We start from the raw sequence: 19,856 nt of genomic DNA, 5'->3' as shown, positions 1-19,856 counted from the left end.
GATTTATTAGTTTAAGCCAACTAATTTAGGGGATATGAAAAATAATTTCAAATATTAATCCGGAAATTGCGGTAAATCTGACGACCTGTAGAATTTATGACATTAATATTATCTTATGGTTAAAATAATATTAACACTAACTTTTTAGTTAATTTTTATCGACGCAATATTATAAATAACATTTAAAATATTACTTAGTTATAAAAAACTTAGCTAAAACCGATATACCGTGAGCAAAGTTTATATATAGTCTAACAATTCCAATTAAATTCCTTATAAAAAGAAGGTTTTAATAACAGAATACAAAAATCACAGATTAATTTTCGATTATTCAGACCATTGAAGTTAATAAACTAAGGATAGAACCAAGTATTACTGAACAGTTACTTTTTGTCTCTCTACATTCCAGCCGTAAACCTCAATAGCAGTTTTTTGGTCTCCGTTATATTCCACTGTTATCAACCTGCTTTCTCCAGGCAATATACTCACGTAGTTATCATCATAAAAAGCTGGCAAAATCCGCTTGCCTGTTTGGCTATTGATCAACGCAACACGGTTGAAAAAAGCCACCGGATTGCCTCCGGGATTAGTCAATGTTACCTCCACCTTCTCATCGGATTTTTTGAGCGCAGTCACCTTTAAAGCCGCTGGTTTTAAATTTTGCAAGCCCTTATAATTCCCATCCTTATCGGCCAGCCAGTAAATATTTTCACTTAAAATTTCCTGCTTTTCATTCAACAGTTTGAGTGAGACAAAAACGCCATCCTTTTGGTCAAGTTTCTTCAGGAAATCATTTATTGGAAAAAATCGACGAACGGAAGATGCACCAATGGAGTTGAAAACCTGCGAATAGAAATAATCCTTTCCGTCCATATCATACACCTTGGCCTGAACCATTAAATTATTACGATCTGTAAAGCCGTTATTCACTACCGTTACCATGCTGTCAAGGGGGTTCATCATGATATGAAGTGGCTCACTTCCTTTGCGCAAACCATAAAGGCAGGCATTTGGGTCGAGGTAGTAATCGTACATTTGACCACGAAGGGCCGTCCATGGGTTTTGTGTTTTCCAGATAATAGAACCCGTGTACCAATCCCACATTTTGTTAGAGAAGCCTTCCATCAAAGCACGATATTGATCATAGTTAACGAGCTGTGCCTTCATTGCAAAATCCTTTACATCTTTAGCTTTACCGTAAGGATTAATATATTGATCGTAACCAATGTATTTATGATAATCCCAAACCGAATCAGGTTTGCTTTTAAATTGTGGTGCAACCCTATTTTCTTTCGGGATAAAACGCTCCAGTGATTCGTAATCTCCTACGCCGACTGAACCCACTTCGGAGTTGTAGGGAAATGTTTTTTCCGCCCAAAAGCTTTTTGGATCTTGAATACCGTAAGGCCCATCGCCATTACCACCGATCGAATTGTAGGACATCTCATCACTATTCGAGAAATCGAAAAACCTCCGTGTTCCATCCAATCGTGGCAGAATATCATTTTTAATCGGATTTAGAATGTCCTCTGGAGGCGTAATTTCATTTCCGCCGCACCAGAAAGCAAGTGAAGCATGATTGCGAATCATTTTTACCTGATCTTCAATCGCTGTTAAAACCAATGGATGATTGTCTGGATAATTCCTCCTCGTCCATTGATCTTCTTTTTTTAAGGGATCAACCCAACGGCCATTGCAGTCGCCACTGAACCAAAAATCCTGAAAAACGAGTAAGCCATACTTATCACAGGCGTTATAAAACTCAGGTCTTTCTAAAATGGCACCGCCCCAAATCCTGATCAGGTTTAGGTTCATATCCTTGTGGTAACGAACTTCAGCATCATAACGGGCATCGGAGAAACGCAGCATCGCATCGGAGATGATCCAGTTACCGCCTTTGATGAAAATCTTTTGGCCGTTCACATAAGCGCCCATACTTTGTGTACGCTCATTCCAGATATTATTGATCTGGCGGATGCCAACCTGTAAATTTTCCTGATCCAAAACCTGGCTCGCACTTAAAAACTTGATGTTTACAGGATATAAGTCCTGCTTTCCATAACCACTAGGCCACCAAAGCTTAGGGTTTTCCAAAGCTAAATCTGCAAATGTTATTTCTGCATTTTTATTCGCAGCGATAGATACGGTTTTACTAACCGTTTTTCCAGCAATCTGATATTGCAAGATACCTGCAACGGCTTTAGCTGTTGGGTTTTCGACCTCAATCGAAACTTTGATAGTGGCTGGTTGTTGCTTGGCATTCGGTACTCTTTTGCCAGGAACCAGCGTAACTATGTGAGGGTTTTTTAAGTTGATGGATCTTGTTTTTTCGATGATTACCTTATCCCAAATGCCTGTGTTTCGATCACGGGTAGGCTGAATCCAATCCCAGCCCGCCGTATATTGCGTGGTTAATCCTTTCGCAATTGTTCCGTCGCCACCTTGCCCGCCGTTTGGATTGCCGGGAAAATCTGGTGGATAAACGATTACGGCCAAGCGGTTTTTGCCGGTGACAGAAAGAAATTTTGTGATATTGTAGTTCGCACGAATATGCATGCCTTCATGCGTTTTCGCATTGATCTTCTTCCCATTGAGAAAAAAATCAGCTTTATAATTTATCCCACGAAATTGTATCCATACCTGTTCGTTGCCGATAGCTTTTTCATCAAAGTCCTTCACAAACCAATAGGTATAATGCTCGTTCCCCGTTTTATAGATGTCGGCAATTTTCTCATTGTTCATTCCGTAAAATGGATCAGGAACCATTTTGTTGTTGAGCAAAGTGGTTAAAACCGTCCCCGGAACTGTAGCGGGTAACCAGTTATTTAGCACGAAGTTCGAACTGGAAATTTGGTTTCCGGTCGCATTAGCATCTTTAATATTGGCACAAAGCCAGCCAGAATTAAGCTCATAACGTTGAGCCTGGGTGTTTAAAGCAGCTAAAAATAGAAGCGAGAAGAATAATTTCCTCATAAATGAGTTTTTTAAATGTAGTATAAATTAATTTTTGTTGAGGTGGCCTAAGTAATCCCAAACGCTAATTATAAACCTGACGGTATGGAAATCCTTTTTGTTCAGGTTGATTTTAATTATCTGCATACTTTCACCAAAAAGATCGGAAGAAAAGCAGGGCTACCCTGGCCAAAACGATCTCCCGTAAATGTCCAAATCGCTATTTACCTGAAACTGGTCGATCTGCAGCATTAATGCCCCATAATTTTGATGGGGTACTGCCCATGTAAATTTCCATTGAACCGCCATTTACAATGGTTTTATGCTCAATAAACGATTTATTATAAGGCTTGCCGTTAATTAAAATGCGTTCTATGTACTTATTTGCCACAGAGTTTCCTAGCACTTTAATGTCGAAGTTTTTATTTCCTTCCAACTTAATGCTTGCCGAATTAATTAAAGGCGTACCGAAAACATAGGTTCCATTGGCGGGATTTACAGGATAAAAACCAAGCGCAGAAAAAACATACCAGGCGCTCATTTGACCTACATCTTCGTTTCCACACAAACCATCCGGCTTCGCAGTAAAGAAATCTTTATCGATTTTGCGAATCAATTCGGCTGTTTTCCAGGGCTGACCAGCATAAGCATATAAATAAGGAATGTGGTGACCGGGCTCATTTCCCTGAGCATAATTGCCTATCAAACCAGAGATATCAGGTGAGCTGTTTTCACCTAAATCGGCAGGAACGATAAATAAGGAATCGAGCTTATTTACAAAAGGTTTATCGCCACCAAAAAGATTGATCAAACCCTCCACATCCTGGGGAACTAACCAGGTATATTGCCAGGCATTACCCTCTGTATAATCATCTTCACGGTGTTTGGCTTTAACCGGACTAAAAGGCATACGCCATTTGCCATCAGCCATTTTACCACGCATAAACTGAACATCCTGATCAAAATATTGTCTGTAAAGCTGTGCTCTTTTGCTAAAATATTGATAATCCTCAGTTTTATTCAGCGCCTTTGCGAACATGGCTATACAGTAATCGTCGATTGCATACTCCAGGGCTTTCGCAACAGATTCATTAACCTTATCGGCTGGAATGTACTTAAGTTGCTGAATGTAATCGATGCCTTCCGTTTTTTGCATAGCAGATTGTTTTACTGCTTGATAAGCAAGATTTGCATCAAAACCGCGGTAGCCTTTTAAATAAGCGTCTACTATAACCGGAACAGCGTGATAGCCCACCATGGTATTGGTTTCGTTGCCCATTAAATGCCAAACCGGAAGTTTGCCCTGCTCCTTATAAATCGCCAACATGGTATTCACCACATCACTCACCCGATCCTGATGCAAGATAGTATATAATGGATGCGCTGCCCTGTAAGTATCCCAAAGTGAAAAAGTAGTGTAGTTGGTGAAATTTGCCTGTTTATATACTTTCTTGTCGGTGCCCAAATAATCGTTGTTCACATCGTTAAAAAGTGAAGGTGCCGTCATGGTATGAAATAAAGCGGTATAGAATATTTTTTTTGTATTGGCAGAAGCATTGATTTTAACCTTCGACAATTCCTTTTCCCATTTCCCATCAGCTTTCTTCGTTGTGGATGCAAAATCCCATCCTGGCAATTCTGTTGAAAGGTTTAAGATGGCATTTTCGATGCTTACCGGAGATAAGGCAACTTTTATTTGAAGCTTATTATTGTTAATTGATGCGAATCTGGCTACTGCTTTGAGCTTTTTGCCATCATTATCTTTGCTTTCTTTCAGCTGATTATCTTCATAAATATCAAAGCTTTTTAAGGGTTGAGAAAACTTGATGACGAAATATAAGCGCTGATCATTTGCCCAGCCTTTAGAATTTCTATTCCCGACAATGGTATTGGCGTCGATTTGTTTAAAAGATGCATTTGTTGGTGCATCCCAACCAATACCTTCCACCAAATCGATCATAACATGTGGCCTTGGGGCATTTTTCGGGAAGGTGTATTGATGAAAACCTACACGTTCAGTAGCCGTTAATTCTGCTTTGATTTTGTACTTATCGAGTAAAACACTGTAATAACCTGCTTTGGCATATTCATTTTGGTGCGAAAACGTAGAAAGGTAGCCTTTATCTTCTTCTCCCTTTTTACCTTTTTCTAAAGTAGTTGCTCCGGTTACGGGCATAATTGAAATGTCGCCTAAATCGCCAATACCGGTTCCACTTAAGTGTGTATGCGAAAAACCAGTGATGGTATTGCTTACGTAATTATAGCCGCTGCACCAATCCCAGCCTTCCATAATATTGTTTGGACCAAGTTGCACCGCTCCGAAAGGAACATTTGCGCCAACAAATACATGCCCGTGTTTTGCAGAACCAATAATGGGGTCTACAAACTGGGTTAGTTTTGAATTTTGCTGGGCGCTGATTCCATTTGTGAATAATATGGACGCAGCAAAAAAGATTAATTTTGCACTAAAAATTTTCATAGTCTAAATAGGATAAGCTAAATCGATTTACAAATTAATAAATTATAAACGGACTTAGAGAATTATTCGGGAAAAGTTGATCACGTTTACTCAATTAATCCTGCTTCTTTTACTGACGAAGGTTGTCAATGACTAAATATTTTTCAGTAATCCAACAATGTCTATTTCTTGATTTCTAGCACAATTACCTCATCATTCTTGTTGATATTCCCATAAATAGGAATATGTAGCGAACCGTTTTTTAACGCTGCATTTACCACTCTCTTATTTTTCAAATAATAAGCTTTTTGTATTTTCTTGAATGGGAAACCGTTCAGCAAAATTTCAGGCTGAGCTTTAAAAATATGAATATATAGCTTATCGCTTTTTTGCGTAATGCATCCCCAATCTTGCGGTTTTAAATAACCTGCGTTGGTACCATAAATACTTTCTCCATATATTTTTAACCAATCGCCCATACTATTTAATCGATCAGTAAACTCTGGTTGGATTTCTCCATTTGGCATAGGGCCTATATTTAACAATAAGTTAGCACCTAAAGCTGCTGCCTTTACCAGGGTTTGAATAAGTCTGGTTTCACTTTTATAAGATGTATCGGTTAAGCTAAACCCCCACGAACCGTTTATGGTCTGGCAAGCCTCCAAAGGCATTTGCACACTTGCTTCCTGAAAGCTTAATCCAGATTTATTCTCTCCGGGTAAATCTTGTTCAAACATTTGGAAATCCTCTCCTGGTAAGGGAGAAAGGTGGTGGTTATTACCGATCATGCATTGAGGCTGAAGCTTGTGAATCAAACCATAAATCTCTTCATACTTCCAATCGAGTCTAGAAGTTCGGTCTTTCTCCCCTTCCGGAGCGGTTTGATCCCAATGACCATCAAACCAAATACCGCCAATTTGGCCATAGTTGGTGAGCAATTCGGTAAGCTGGCTTTTCATAAACTGAAGATAACTTGCGTAATTCCCATGTCCTTTTCTACCGCTAAACTGGCCGGTTCTGCCCGTTTCATGCGGATAATCCTCTCGACGCCAATCCAATATGGAATAGTAAAGAAAAAGTTTAATACCTTGCTTTCTACACTCATCTGCCATCATCTTCACAATATCCTTCTTGTAAGGGGTGTTCATGATATTGAAATCCGAATATTTGGTATCCCACATGCTAAAACCATCATGGTGTCTGGTGATTAAGGTGATATACTTCATTCCGGCATTTTTAGCCGTAGCAACCCATTTTTGCGCATCGAAATCGATGGGATTGAAGAATTTCCCCAAACGGGTGTAGTTTTCCACGGTAACTTTTCGCTCGTTCATTACCCACTCGCCACTGCCTGGGATGCTAAAAGGACCCCAATGAATAAAAAGTCCGAAGCGAGCATCAGCAAACCACTTACGTGCTTCGATATTGGATGGAGCAGGCACATAATTTTGCGCACCAGCAAGTAATCCATTTACAATTAATGTAATGATCAGGCATAATTTTTTCATAACTGAGGTTAAATTTGGTTTCCGAAAGGATGATTTAATCTATGCCTGTTACTTCCTTAACTGGCTTACCAATTACTTTGTAATTGCCATCGCCCTTCAAAATTGCCAACATTCGAGTTTGATTGGCAAACAAGGTTTTCGCTGCTGCAAGTTCTTTATCGTATTGGAAACTCTGCTCTATTCTACCTTTCTCGTAAAAATATCTGCTTATAATTTGCGCTTCTAAAACCCTTTTAATTTCCGACTTATGTGTAGCCAGATCATTCTTTTTAGATGAGGTAAGCTTATATTTCAAATTTTCTAAATCGGCTTTCACTTCTACTGATTTATTTTCTTTTTCTGCCTCCGCACGTAAGTCCAATAACAGTCTTTCTGTTTTACTTTGATAGGCGAGATCTTTATCAGCCAAGGTGCTTACAAATGCAGCGTAATCTGCATCTGAAACCTGGAAAGTTTTAGCTGATTCCAACTTTGTAGTTTTTTTTGAAAAGATATTAGCATAGTTAAAGAATAAACTTTTGTTAATCATGGTAATAGTAACCGGACTAAGTTTATCTGCATTGACTACCAAATCTGGGTAAACACCATTCCCGCTATAAACATTTCTGCCAGCTTTCGTTTGATACATAGCGATTGTAGAATCGGCAAATCGCTCAGCAAGTCCATTGATATCCTTGTGGGTGTAATCGAGTTTTTGAATACATCTGCCCGAGGGTGTGTAATACTTGGCTACGGTAACTTTTACCAAACTGTTATATGGAAGATTAAATGTTTGCTGCACCAAACCTTTGCCGTAACTACGTTGGCCAACTACAATCGCCCGATCTAAATCCTGTAGCGAACCGGCCACAATTTCGGAAGCCGACGCAGAATTTCCATTTACCAACACAACCAAAGGAACTGAGGGAGACACAGGTAGCATCTGCGTCTTATAGGTGATGGTTTTTTCGGCATTTTTGCCTTTTTGAATCACCACCAACTGATCTTTATCTACAAATAGGTTTACAATTTTAACAGCCTCCTGCAAAATACCACCGCCATTATTTCTCAAGTCCAAAACAATGCCTTTGGGGTTTTCTTTGTTAAGGTTAACCAAAGCATCCTTTACTTCCTGACCAGAATTTTCTAAGAATTTATCCAATCTGATGTACCCAATGCCATCGCCAACCATGCCCGAGTAGGATACGTTGGGTTGCTTAATTTCATCACGATTTAATTTCCTGGCAATCTCTTTACCGTCTCTCATCAACGTTAAATCAACAGGTGTACCTTTTGGCCCACGTAACAACTGACTAATTTGTGCACGATCTTTACCTTTAATCTGGATCCCATTTATTTTTAATATTTGGTCTCCAGGTTTAACATCGCCCTTGTTAGCCGGATAGCCCTCACTGACATCGTTTACAAAAAGTTTTCCATCGATCAGTACCGTTGCTGCGCCTATTCCTCCGTATTGGGTACTGATATATTTTAGTTTATAATCTTCAATTTCCGATTCGGGAACATATTCTGTGTAAGGATCGAGGGTTTCCAACATCGCATCAATCCCTGTCTTCATTAACTGAGGCGCATTGGTTTCATCGACATAATTGATATTGATTTCTTTGTAAAGTGACGCGAAAATGTCTAGGTTTTTAGATACCAGAAATAAATCTTCCCTAAACGAAAAAGAGAAAACAGCCAAAGTCAAGCCTGCTGCTAAAACATAATATTTTAGTTTCTTCATACCTTAAATTCTGGAATCCAAAACAGCAAGCTGATGGATGATTGTATTTTATAAAGGTAAATGTACGAAAACGCCTAAACATTAAAAATAGATATCTGGAAGTGCTTTAGGCAGAAAAGCGAAAAACGGATAGTAACTTAAAGTCTGTTGCCTTTAGTATCCGCTAATGCTTTCTGAATGGTAAATTCGATATACGTCCGGTCACGTTTTACCAAGCGCATTAAATCTTCAATCAATTGATCTTCTTTACCAGGGGTAAACTCTAAAGGTTCGTTCGCTAGATCGCGGTATTTCCTTAAAAATTTAGTTTTTACTTTAAAAGCAGTTTCAGAAGTAAGTTGAAAATTAGCCATAGCAGATTTTATTTGATGCAAAAGTAAAAAATATTTGCTCACATCGCCATTTTTTTGTGATGGCATTACAAAAAACAAAGTTAATAGGAGTGTTTTGCACGATAATTGTGCTGAACTGCGGATTATAAAATCCAATTGATTAAACACGCAAACATTTAAACACTCAAAAAAATGAAAAGAATCATCCTTTCTATTGTTTTCCTAACCGCTGGCTGGGTAACATCTCAGGCACAAACCTTTAATTTAGGTATCAAAGCGGGTGTAAACCTGGCTAAACTCAATGCCGATTTCGCTAGCGAAGAAAACCGATTAGGTTATCAAATTGGTGCATGGGCACGTATTGGTGGTGCAAGTTTTTATGTACAACCAGAAGCCTACATTGGCAGCAAAGGCAATAAGTTTATCAGCTTTACCAATAATAACAATACCGAGGTTGCTGCAGAAGGTAAAGTAAAATTCACCACCTTGGATATTCCTGTTTTACTGGGAACGAAATTCGGTGCAAAGAACCTAAATTTCAGATTGATGGCCGGACCAGTGGTATCATTTGTTCTGGATGAAAATTCTAGCTTTAGCAGTGCCTACGATCAAGCTACAGATTTTGACAATTACAAAAATCAAGCTATTGGAATCCAAGCTGGTGCAGGGGTAGATGTAGGGTCAATTTCTGTGGATCTACGTTATGAAGCGGGCCTATCAAACATTAGTAAAAGTGAAAAGTATACTCAAAAGCCTAACTTATTTCAGTTAAGTTTGGGCTTTAAGATATTGTAATTGACATAAGCGCCGGAATAATTTTTCCGGCACTTTAACTATTTCAAAGATTAAGCCTCCGGTAAGCTTTCCCCTATCCGGACCTCTGTAAAATTGGCATTACAGCACTTAGTTAGCTTAAAAAAAAACGATTTTTATATCTGCATTTTAAACTAACAACAATGAAGACCCCCATCTTTTTATTATTTGCGCTGCTGATGTCTTTTGGACTTCAGGCCCAAGACTTCAAATACGCATTTGTGACTGACACACATGTCGGATCATCAACAGGAGAAGAAGATCTTCGTCGAACGGTGGCCGATATCAATGAATTATCTGACATAGACTTTATTATGGTTACTGGCGACATTACCGAAATGGGCACCAATAATGAATTAAGTTTAGCAAAACAAATCCTATCAGGCCTAAAAAAGCCATACCATATTATTCCTGGCAACCATGATACAGGTTGGTCAGAATCTGGTGGAGTAAGATTTATAAAAGAATTTGGGAATGATAAATTCACTTTCGATCATAATGGATATCGTTTTATCGCTTGTGCGTCTGGCCCTTATGTAAGAATGAGCGATGGGCACATTCCAAGAGATGCGACTGTTTGGCTGGATAGTGTATTAAAAGCAACTCCTAAAAACATGCCCATTGTTTTTGCCAATCATTATCCGCTAGACAACAGCTTGGATAATTGGTACGAAGCAACCGATCGTTTAAAAAAATACAACATTCAGTATGCCATTTGCGGCCATGGTCATAACAATAAACCCTATAATTTTGAAGGTATAGAAGCGACCATGGGTCGCTCGAACTTAAGGGCGAAAGATAGCATTGGTGGTTATAACATTGTGAGAATGACCAAGGATAGTGTTTTCTTTCAAACTAAAAAGCCGACTCAGCTCATTACTCCGGCTTGGAGAAAAATAGCATTGAAAACGTTTCAGGATGACCAAAAGAAATACGAAAGGCCAGATTTTGCCATCAACAATAAATATGCGGATACGAAAGAATTGTGGTCTTATCATTCGAATGCCAATGTGGTAAATACCCCTGCATGCTCCCCCAGCCGGGTTATTTTTGGGAATAGTTTGGGCTTGGTAGAGGCACTAAATAGAAAGACCGGAAAAAAAGAATGGACTTTTCATAGCAAGGGCGCCATTTATTCTTCGCCTGTAGTTGTTGAAAACTTAGTGATTTTCGGATCCGGCGATGGAAGCATTTATGCCCTAAATGAAAAAACAGGCAAAGAGGTTTGGAAAAAAGAAACTCCAAACTCAATTTTAGGATCGCCTGTTGTTAGTGGCAAAAATATTTATCTTGGAGGTAGTGATAATACTTTCAGGGCCTTAGAAGCTAAAACCGGCAAAGAAATTTGGGCATTTAAAGAAGTTGAAGGCACAATAGTGGGTAAGCCACTTATCTATCAAGGTAAAATAATTTTTGGTTCATGGGGAAGGCATTTATATGCGCTTGACATCAATTCAGGCAGTTTACTTTGGAAATGGAACAATGGCCAGGGCAACAGAATGTTTTCTCCGGCAATGGTTACCCCCGTAGCGGCAAGGGGTATTGTGTATATTTCTGCTCCAGATAGATATTTGACAGCAATTGATGTGAATAATGGCACTACGCTTTGGAGGAATAAAGAAGCCACCGTTCGTGAATCAATTGGTCTATCCACTGATAGCACGATTATTTACGGCAAAACAATGCAGGATGAAATTGTGGCGTATAAGGCTCAGCCTCAAGATCCTGGTGTGCTTTGGCGATATAATGCAGGCTTCGGTTATGAGCATGTACCTTCTATGTTAATTGAGAAAGACGGCAATGTATTTTTTGGAACCAAAAACGGTGTTGTTTATGCTATTGATCCAAAAAAGCAATCGACAACATGGGCACATAAAATTGATAACTCGATGATTAATACCGTAAATGTAGTTGACGGAAAAAATCTTGTGATGAGTACTATGGATGGAAAAGTGGTTTGGATAAATGCCAAGAAGTAATACTTAAATTTTTAATCAACAAAAAGGGGAGCCAATTGCAAAGGCTCCCTTTTTTATTGCTGATTATTATTACCTAGTTACCAACCTGTGGTTTGGGTAAGTTTATAACCCTTTTCTTGATATTGAATAATTTGTGCCTGACCAACTGGCGCCAAATAAGCTCTGTCGGTAAATGCATTTCGGTTTGTTGCATTGGTTACCATCCAATAACCCACCATTGCCGCAGCGTTTGTTCCATTGTAAGTTACAATTGAACCGTCGGCTTTTTTTACTTTAACATTCCCGGCTGTTGCATTCGCTGAAGTTAAATAGGCTGGTGCCTCTGTTTGTACATTTACCCATGGTCCTAAGAAATAATCTGGATTCGTACTAAAGTTCATGTTATTCAATTTCTTCCAGCGTTTTAAATCTAATAGCCTGGTATGCTCGAAAACAAATTCCATGCGTCTTTCTCTACGAATTTCCCATATCAAATCCGGAACATCAGTATCGCGGGCAGGATCTACGGGTAGAGCGCCAATGGTAAGCGGAGCCGTTTTCAAAATGCCTTTTGCAATTGCAGCAGCATCTAACGGACGGTTTCTAATCGCATTTACCGATTTATTTAAATCTGCCTGAGTAACTGCCGCCGCCCCATAATACTGTGCCAAAACAGCCTTTGCCTCAACCCAATTTAACACCACTTCTGCCAAACGGATTACTGGCGCATCGCTGGTATTGGTATTACTTCCCCAAGCTGCCGGATACGTTTTACCAATATAAGTAAGTGCATCTCTTGAAGCGAACTTAAAGCCATACAACAAAGTGGCCGAGGGAATGAGTGCTTTATCATAAAATGACGCTTCAAATCGTGGATCTCTGGTTTTTACCAAATCGGCAATGGTAAATGAATCTGCCCCAGTAACAGCAGAATTTTGCCAAACCTTACCATCATTTAACAAAAAAGATTTAACTAAAACCAGGTTCGCATCTACACCAACGACTTCTGTTCCATTTTGATATGAGCCAATACTATGGGTTACCGCCAAAGCGGCATCATAAGTCCTGTACAATAGCACCTCTGGATGACCGGCCAGATTATCACTTGAGAAAATAGATTTGAAATCGCGGGTAAAATTGTATTTATTGCTATTGATTACATAATCTCCAGCTTCTACTGCAAATTCAAGATATTTTTTAGCTCTTGCAGCATCTAAACCGTGATAGTGTTCATAAGTTCCTTCAAAGAGCATAAATCTAGAGATAAATGCCGCGGCGATATACTTGTTCAAGTATTGTGCACCATCATTTTCACGCATGTTGGCCATCACAAATTTAAAGTCATCGTATACTTTATCCATCACAACTCCTCTAGCATCTCTATCTTTATATAAAGTAGCTAAATCCGTATCCGAAACTTCTTTATCAAAATATGGAACATCGCCAAACACGCTTACCAATCGACTGTATTCAAAACCTCTAAAAAACCTTGCCACAGCCGACCAATGGTTATAAGCCTCGGTAGAAATTTTAGGTTTAGCCACATTGTCCAATCTATTGATCATTACATTTGACTTGCGGACCCAGGCAAAATCCCAGGTGGGACCAGCATAAGTACCTAACCAATCTGCCGATTCAAGAGTTGATCCTCTGCTGGTTGGTACACTGCTTTCAAAATTGGTTTGAACGTTTTTCCCTGTTACATCATCAGAAAAAGTATACCCTCTAACAGGAGTATAATCTACCCCAAACCCAGAATTATAGCCATTAAAATAATTTGGATAGTAAGCATTTGCATACATCCGAATATCATCCTCACCCCGCCAGAATTGGCCATCGACATAATCTGTTAATGGTGGACGATCCAAAACATCTTTTTTGCAAGAAGTAATTAATAGACTTGCCAAAAGAGGCAGGCCATATATATATTTGAAATATTTCATCTTCATCATTTTAAAATGTTAACTGTAAACCAAAAGAAACACTCTTGAAAGCTGGAATTCCTGTTCCTGTACGACCGCCATTATAGTTAGACTGATCCCAAACGGAATACCCACTTATACTTTCCGGATCGATCGGTAAATCACCTAAATGATCCCAGGTAAAGAAATTTTCTAATGCTGTGTACACTCTAAGTGAACTTATACCCACCCTTTTAGTTAACAACTGTGGGAAGGTATAACCTACCGTTAAATTTTTAAGCCTGATGTAAGCCATATTTAACAAGTATCGATCTTGAACCTGCATGTTGTTTGTTGTACTGCTTGCCGCATTGTTATAGGCAGCTGGATAGAAAGCATCAGGTGTTTGTGGCGTCCAATAATTACCTGCAATTGCTTCTGGCATTGCACCATCAGCAGAGTTGAAACCTGGAATAGCCAAAAAGCCTGCTCCCCAAATTTTACGGCTGCCCACACCCTGGAAGAAAGCACTGATGTCAACACCTTTAAAATCGGCACCTAATCTAAACCCGTATTCGTAACTTGGATTTGAGTTTCCGATTACTTCCAAATCGCCATGATTAGCTAAAGTTCCGTCGCCATTGCTGATTTCACCATCGCCGTTAACATCCTGAAACTTTACATCACCGGGACCAAAACGGAAGTTGGCAGAATTTTGCAAGAAAGGTTGATAAACGGGCTTTTCACCATTAGGCCCAGCTTTCAATTTATAAGTTTGTTTCCCAGCATTCAGTTTGCTTTCGGCAGCGGTTAAAGTAATTAGGATTGGTTTTCCAGCACCATCCAGTTCAAAATCACTTAACTGATATAATCTATCTGTGCGATAACCCCAAATTTCACCAATATCCTTACCGTTATAGTTACCTGTAACCTGTGTACCCGAGCCATAAGCTGTTAATCTTGTTTTGGCATCAGAAATATTTCCTCTGAAGTTAATGCCCAAACCATTCTTGAATCTATGGTTAAAGTCAACCGTTAACTCCCAACCTCTGGTTTGTAATGAGCCGTAGTTTCCTTGTGGTGCGCCTGCCCCAAACGTTAACGGAATCCCCTCTGCAGGCACAATCATATTATTCGTATTTCTTTGAAAAACATCAAATGAAACATTCATTTTATTTTTCAATAAAGTAGCGTCGACACCGATGTTTGTAGTGACAATATCTTGCCATTGAATATCTGCAGCTACCGCAGCAGGGGTACCCACAAAATTTACTTTTGCACCATTTGCCCCAATCCAAGTTGATTGTCCGCTAGGCATTGTTGCAATATACAAGCCATTAGGAACAGTTTGATCGCCAATAGACCCCCATGAACCTCTGAATTTCAATTGGTCCAAAACAGGCTTAGTCCACGACATGAAACTCTCTTCACTCGCTACCCAACCTGCAGAGAATGATGGAAACCATCTCCACTGTAAATCTGTTGGGAATTTCGAGGAACCATCATAACGGAGGTTACCTTCAATTAGGTATTTATTTTTGAAGGCGTAATTCACGCGACCGAAATAACCTAGCTGTGCCTCCCATCTTTTGTCAGAACCTGGAATGCTTACTCCTCCTGGAATAGTACCCATGATGTTTGATGACGGAATAACCGTTTGTACACCTGTACCAAATTTAAACTGCGGATTGATGATATCAGCAAGATTGGTGATCATTCCGAATTGCGATTCGGTAGTTGAGGCCACACGGTTCAAACCTAAAATAAATTTAAAGTCGTGATCTTCTTTGATGTTCCAATTATAAGTAGTAAATGCATTAATGGTATGCATGAAAAAGTTTGTTGCTGTTCTGGCAAAATGATCCGGACTTGAACCTGGTGTGGTGTACATATCAAGCGATAAATCATAAGCTGCAATAGCGCCAGCTGTAGTGCTAGATACCACCTGCCCCATATCATTCACATAAACCGGTGCACCATTTGCATCTAAACGAGCTTTCGGTGCCACCCATGAATTTCTGGCCGTAAATCTGGTTCCTGGTCGCTTCCAATCTTCGTTTTGATTGGTGAAGGTGTAATCAAAATCAACCTTCCAGTTTTTCATGATGTTTACCGTTGTTCCCAAATTTACGTTAGCGTAATTGAGTAAAATGTTTGCCGTGTTTGCAGCCGCAACTTCACTTTCCGGACTACGAATCATATCGCCATTTTCATCTTTTCCTAAGGGATACAATGAGCTCCAACGGTAAAGATATAACCATGGATCGGCGGTTGTAGAGTTAGTCGCGTAGGCATATTGTTTATTTCTCCGTGAATATAATGCACCTCCACGAATGGTTAAATACTTATTAATTTCACTCGAAATTTTCAACGAAGCATTATATCTGGTAAAGCGGTCTTCCTTCGCAGGTTTCAACATCCCGCTTTGATCCAATAAGGCTAAACCTAAATTATACGAGGTTTTTCCGGTGGTTCCACCAACAGATAGGTTGTGTTGCTGAGTAGGCGCCCATTCCTTAATCATGTAATCGTATGGATCATAAGTTCTTACACCCATTTTTTGATTTGCACCCTGAACATACCAATCTCTGCCAAAGACAGTAGGATCATCAGGCCCTATAGTGCTGCCATATTTTTCTTTCCAGGCTACAGCTTTTTCATAACTTGCTCTATCCACATAATAGAATGCCCCGGTTGGCGTAGTAACGCCAACACGTTCAGAAGCATCGACTGTATATTTCAAACCATTAACATCAGCCATTTTTAGATCCTTCCATACATTTTGGAAAGAGAAGTTATTTGAATAATTGATAGAGGGTTTATCGCTTCCTGAACCTTGTTTTGTAGTAATCAATACCACACCAAACGCAGCCTTAGCACCATAAATCGATGCAGCCGCAGCATCCTTCAAAATGGTAATCGATGCAATATCGTTGGGATTAACCAATTGAATACTCGGAATCTCCACATTGTCCACCAAAATCAATGGCGAACTACCACCTGCGAAAGATGCCAGTTGTCCACGAATTTTAATTACCGGATCAGATCCAATTTCGCCGCTTGGAACCACCACGCTTAGGCCAGAGGCTGCCCCTTGTAATGCTCTTCCAACATCAGCTATTGGTCTCCCTTCCAAGGTCTTTTTAACATCAATGGTAGATACGGCGCCGGTTAAGTTACCTTTGCGTTGGGTTCCGTAACCAACTACCACCACATCGTCCAAGCCCTGTGCATCTGTTTTTAAGCTTACATTTACGGTGGTGCTTGTGCCAACTGGTTTTTCGGCAGTGACATATCCAATGTAAGAAAAAACTAGAATATCACCACTCGCTGCTTTGATAGAATAGCTTCCATCGGCATTAGTTTGTGCAACTGAAGAGCCTCCTTTAACCCGAATAGAAACTCCAGGTATCGGTCCATCTTCCGATGTGACCTTACCGGTAACAGTTATCTGCTGCGCTATGGCATGAGCCAGCAACAAAAACGTACCAAGAAAAATTAATAGTAACCTTTTTCTCATAAACGTAAGTTTAGAATATTGTTTGAATGATTAGCTTTTTTAATACTGCACAAAACGGCAATATTGAAGTAAATATCACGAAATATTTTTTGAAATACACAAATTTTAGTTATCAATATTTCTGTACCCTGCACAAAAACGCAAAAAAGCGCAAACGCACCCAGTTTTAAACAACTTGAGAATATCAATTTGAGTTAAACCATAAAGGCCAACCCGGAGAGGTTGGCCTTTATAATACCAATAGCGCAATTAGACTATCTAATCAAAAAGAATGACACGTATGGCCTTCGTGGCGCAGCCGCTATTCCGCTATAACCGCTTGCAAAAATCGTGTAAACCCGCTGATTTAGAAAGGTGCTCGCACTTGTGTAGTTCGCTAACACGGTAGCAGTAGTAATCGCTGCTCCAGCGGGCCTAACTTTCCATGTCTTAGATTGGGCAGACCTTAGCCTGATTTCATTGGTTATATTTAAATAACTTACATTTCCAGCTAAAAGAGAATCCTTTGTATTATCTGTGGCACTAGTGCCATAATATAAATCAACGGAAGGCACATTAGGCATTAAATTGATAAATCTGTATTTGCAATAGGCAGTGTCAGGCCTTACAAAATTTTCTTCCGTTAAAACGCTTTTGGTTGTCTCAGCGGTATCTGTAATATGAGCCACATAGTTTTTACCCGGCTGAATTTGAAAAGAAGTAGAATAAAGTACAAGAGAATCTGTTCCATCATCTTTCTTTTTAGGTAAAATAATAGAAATCTTTAAGTTTCCTGGAGTTACAGCTAAAAAATCGGCAGTTGAACTACCACCAGTATTATAACCTCCACCAGGAAACGGAGTACGAGCAGTGATGACACTACTCACACGTTTATCATTTATTTTTATCGCTATCGCCCTATTGTTATAATAATAAGAGGCATAGTTTACTTTTAATAAAGCTTGATCACTGTTCAGTTTTTCAACTTCGCCATAATCCAAAACATTTTTGGTACATCCAGATATTGCTATAAGGATGGTTAGTGCTGCGAATAAATTAGAAAATATCTTCATGTTAATAATCTTAAATGTAAAATTTACGGCTGACTGAACCAAGTTTCCTTAGTCATATAATCTATGTCTAAACCACCCCACTTAGCCAACTCTTCAGGATTCCATACATATTCCGAATTGTAGCGTGGCCTGAACCGGTAAGCATATTTTCCTCCTAGCGCAAGATCGGCTGTTGGAATCTGATAAAATTGCTTAAAGACTAATGGATCGTAGTGATATTTTCTGATATCGGACCATTGTTCTAAACCTGCCCATCCCCATTGGGCGATATACTTTTGACCCATTATGTCAGCAATGGTGAGTGTTGCAGCGCTTTGAGCAACCTCTGATGATGCTAAATAAGCATCAATTTCTGCTGTTGTTATTACAGGATCCGGCGCTTTTGAAGCCCTCCCATAAGTGTTACAAAAATCCATGTGACCTGAAATACCAGCTCTATATGCAGTATAGGCTTCAGCTGCTTTTCCCTGCCACAATAGTGCTTCAGCTTTGGTAAACTGTAATTGTGAATAAGTCATCAATGGATATCTTGCTGCATCAGCATAAATATACTTGCCATTGTATGTTATTGCTCCAGCAGGAATAGATCCGAATACTATTGGCAAGCCGGACGTACTACTCCCTTGCGTTGGAACACCAGCAATATAACGTCCTAGTGTGGCTGTGGCTGTACTTGCAGGTAACATCCTGCTCAATCTTGGATCAACAGAGCTGGTTGGATTTGTAGTCGGCGTACCTCTTACTCCTCCCGCTAAATAATTTAAGATAGTTGTTGATATTCGACCATAATAAGTTGATGTAGTACCTGCTGTATTTATGTAACCTAAAGTTGGTCCGAATGGATTGGTATCATCCGTACTGGCGGCAGAAAAGTAAACTGTAGCCGATTCAGACTCATTCGCAAAAGAAAGGTTGGTATACTTCACTACGCTGTCAGCATATTGGGTTTTAAATTCAGGCTTGTTTACTAGGTGACTGTATTGTAAAGCATAAATTGCATATACAAACTTCCGCCATTTAGCCATATCGCCCTTGTAAATACCATCGCCCGTAATACTTGCCAATTGAGTGGAATAATTTAGCGGGCTTTTCATATTGGAATATTTGATTGATTGTTCGCAGTAATACCTCACTTTTGCATAAACATCTGGTTGATCCTTATAAGGAAACTTTAGCAATCCTGGGGTAAAAGCCTCATCAAGGATAATTGGGCCATATAAATCTGTTGTTTGTTGATATGCCCAAGCTTTAATGGCATAACCAATTGCCGCATATTCATATTTTTGATTGGTTACCGCATCGTTAATGAGGTTTTCCAGATTTATTCCAAGATCAACATAAGTCATTCTCCAGATAACCCCTCCATTATCACTTGATCGTACAAAGGTGTGTTTTTCAAAAGCCAAAGCGCCATCATCTGTCGATGAGCCAATTAGGTTTTGTGTAATTTTCCAGATAAAACGATAATCTTGTGATGTTCCGTTTGTCATTTGGAAAAGAATGGGTGGAAGCAATAGCTCCGCTTTACTTGTTTGAGGAACAGCCGGATTAGTATTAATATCCAAATATTTTTTACAACTCCCCATCAGCAATAATACTGCCGCAGCAATATATAATTTAAATAATTTCTTCATGT

At 39.4% G+C, this 19,856-nt stretch carries 11 protein-coding genes; 2 read left to right on the top strand and 9 right to left on the bottom strand.

Annotated features, from left to right (window positions below; genetic code table 11):
- Window positions 1–372: 372 nt before the first annotated feature.
- From OQZ33_RS01835 to OQZ33_RS01815, 5 genes are all read right to left on the bottom strand, one after another.
- Window positions 373–2,973: a glycoside hydrolase family 2 protein gene (locus OQZ33_RS01835; protein ID WP_265797336.1), complete on the bottom strand. Its 2,601-nt coding sequence runs from the start codon at window positions 2,971–2,973 to the stop codon at window positions 373–375.
- 199 nt (window positions 2,974–3,172) lie between these two features.
- The gene (locus tag OQZ33_RS01830) at window positions 3,173–5,431 is read right to left on the bottom strand and encodes a GH92 family glycosyl hydrolase (RefSeq protein ID WP_265797335.1); all 2,259 of its coding nucleotides are present in this window, start codon (window positions 5,429–5,431) and stop codon (window positions 3,173–3,175) included.
- A 161-nt stretch (window positions 5,432–5,592) separates the two neighbouring features.
- Window positions 5,593–6,918 carry an alpha-L-fucosidase gene (locus OQZ33_RS01825; protein ID WP_265797334.1) on the bottom strand — a complete coding sequence of 442 codons (1,326 nt, stop codon included), beginning with the start codon at window positions 6,916–6,918 and terminating at the stop codon, window positions 5,593–5,595.
- Window positions 6,919–6,952: 34 nt separating this feature from the next.
- On the bottom strand, window positions 6,953–8,644 hold the full coding sequence (locus OQZ33_RS01820; RefSeq protein WP_265797333.1) for a S41 family peptidase: 1,692 nt from the start codon (window positions 8,642–8,644) through the stop codon (window positions 6,953–6,955).
- Window positions 8,645–8,781: 137 nt separating this feature from the next.
- A complete protein-coding gene (locus tag OQZ33_RS01815) occupies window positions 8,782–9,063 on the bottom strand; it encodes a hypothetical protein (protein WP_265797332.1) in 282 nt (93 codons plus the stop codon).
- Window positions 9,064–9,168: 105 nt separating this feature from the next.
- Between OQZ33_RS01815 and OQZ33_RS01810 the strand changes: the two genes are divergently transcribed.
- Together OQZ33_RS01810 and OQZ33_RS01805 are read left to right on the top strand one after the other, a co-directional pair.
- Complete coding sequence (locus OQZ33_RS01810) at window positions 9,169–9,771, top strand: porin family protein (protein WP_265797331.1); 603 nt, start codon at window positions 9,169–9,171, stop codon at window positions 9,769–9,771.
- Between the two features lie 161 nt (window positions 9,772–9,932).
- A complete protein-coding gene (locus OQZ33_RS01805) occupies window positions 9,933–11,768 on the top strand; it encodes a PQQ-binding-like beta-propeller repeat protein (RefSeq protein WP_265797330.1) in 1,836 nt (611 codons plus the stop codon).
- Window positions 11,769–11,845: 77 nt separating this feature from the next.
- On the opposite strand, the gene OQZ33_RS01800 is transcribed toward OQZ33_RS01805, so the two are convergent.
- The 4 genes from OQZ33_RS01800 to OQZ33_RS01785 form a co-directional block, all read right to left on the bottom strand.
- On the bottom strand, window positions 11,846–13,690 hold the full coding sequence (locus tag OQZ33_RS01800; RefSeq protein WP_265797329.1) for a RagB/SusD family nutrient uptake outer membrane protein: 1,845 nt from the start codon (window positions 13,688–13,690) through the stop codon (window positions 11,846–11,848).
- A gap of 10 nt (window positions 13,691–13,700) precedes the next feature.
- Window positions 13,701–17,168 (bottom strand): SusC/RagA family TonB-linked outer membrane protein, encoded by a 3,468-nt coding sequence (locus tag OQZ33_RS01795; protein WP_265797328.1) that lies wholly within the window; start codon window positions 17,166–17,168, stop codon window positions 13,701–13,703.
- A gap of 254 nt (window positions 17,169–17,422) precedes the next feature.
- Window positions 17,423–18,220, bottom strand: a complete 798-nt coding sequence (locus OQZ33_RS01790) for a DUF4397 domain-containing protein (RefSeq protein ID WP_265797327.1) — start codon at window positions 18,218–18,220, stop codon at window positions 17,423–17,425.
- Window positions 18,221–18,243: 23 nt separating this feature from the next.
- Entirely contained in the window at window positions 18,244–19,854 is a 1,611-nt protein-coding gene (locus OQZ33_RS01785; RefSeq protein ID WP_265797326.1) for a SusD/RagB family nutrient-binding outer membrane lipoprotein, read from the bottom strand.
- Window positions 19,855–19,856: the final 2 nt, after the last annotated feature.

Origin of the sequence: Pedobacter sp. MC2016-05 (genome assembly GCF_026239735.1) — a bacterium.
Taxonomy (GTDB): domain Bacteria; phylum Bacteroidota; class Bacteroidia; order Sphingobacteriales; family Sphingobacteriaceae; genus Pedobacter.
This window is presented reverse-complemented; position numbering and strand designations above follow the sequence as displayed.

What these genes read in the sequence shown, in the direction of transcription:
- OQZ33_RS01795 (WP_265797328.1), bottom strand. Translation starts at nt 17,168, where the DNA reads ATGAGAAAAAGGTTACTATTAATTTTTCTTGGTACGTTTTTGTTGCTG.
- OQZ33_RS01830 (WP_265797335.1), bottom strand. Translation starts at nt 5,431, where the DNA reads ATGAAAATTTTTAGTGCAAAATTAATCTTTTTTGCTGCGTCCATATTA.
- OQZ33_RS01790 (WP_265797327.1), bottom strand. Translation starts at nt 18,220, where the DNA reads ATGAAGATATTTTCTAATTTATTCGCAGCACTAACCATCCTTATAGCA.
- OQZ33_RS01805 (WP_265797330.1), top strand. Translation starts at nt 9,933, where the DNA reads ATGAAGACCCCCATCTTTTTATTATTTGCGCTGCTGATGTCTTTTGGA.
- OQZ33_RS01835 (WP_265797336.1), bottom strand. Translation starts at nt 2,973, where the DNA reads ATGAGGAAATTATTCTTCTCGCTTCTATTTTTAGCTGCTTTAAACACC.
- OQZ33_RS01815 (WP_265797332.1), bottom strand. Translation starts at nt 9,063, where the DNA reads ATGCCATCACAAAAAAATGGCGATGTGAGCAAATATTTTTTACTTTTG.
- OQZ33_RS01810 (WP_265797331.1), top strand. Translation starts at nt 9,169, where the DNA reads ATGAAAAGAATCATCCTTTCTATTGTTTTCCTAACCGCTGGCTGGGTA.
- OQZ33_RS01800 (WP_265797329.1), bottom strand. Translation starts at nt 13,690, where the DNA reads ATGAAATATTTCAAATATATATATGGCCTGCCTCTTTTGGCAAGTCTA.
- OQZ33_RS01825 (WP_265797334.1), bottom strand. Translation starts at nt 6,918, where the DNA reads ATGAAAAAATTATGCCTGATCATTACATTAATTGTAAATGGATTACTT.
- OQZ33_RS01785 (WP_265797326.1), bottom strand. Translation starts at nt 19,854, where the DNA reads ATGAAGAAATTATTTAAATTATATATTGCTGCGGCAGTATTATTGCTG.
- OQZ33_RS01820 (WP_265797333.1), bottom strand. Translation starts at nt 8,644, where the DNA reads ATGAAGAAACTAAAATATTATGTTTTAGCAGCAGGCTTGACTTTGGCT.